Raw genomic sequence first — 331 nt, 5'->3', positions numbered from 1 at the left:
ATGAACCTGGCTTCGGTCAGCGCCGGGTCGCCCCAATAGCCAAGGGACAGATAGGGGCTGCGGATCAGGATTTCGCCGGTTTCACCTTCGCCCACCAGTTGCCCGGCCGCGTTCACGACCAGCAGTTGCGCATCGGCGATGCCTTTGCCCAGGGGCACCCGGGCCTGTTCCGCGGTCGGGTCGAGCGTGTGGTACGCCATGGCTTGCGGGGTTTCGGTGGTGCCATAGAAATTTACGTTGACGGCATTCGGCGCCACGGCACGCATTTGCTGGTACAGTGCCGGGCTGAGTGCATCGCCGCCCCAGAACAGGTAACGCAGTTGCCTGAACA

General features: G+C 63.4%; 1 protein-coding gene. It reads right to left on the bottom strand.

Features of this window, described 5'->3' with window-relative positions; all coding sequences use genetic code 11:
* The coding region (locus tag QWI17_RS18115) for an AMP-binding protein (protein ID WP_302723935.1) at positions 1 to 331 on the bottom strand (331 nt) is incomplete at both ends.

Origin of the sequence: Gilvimarinus gilvus (genome assembly GCF_030518155.1) — a bacterium.
Lineage (GTDB): Bacteria > Pseudomonadota > Gammaproteobacteria > Pseudomonadales > Cellvibrionaceae > Gilvimarinus > Gilvimarinus gilvus.
This window is presented reverse-complemented; position numbering and strand designations above follow the sequence as displayed.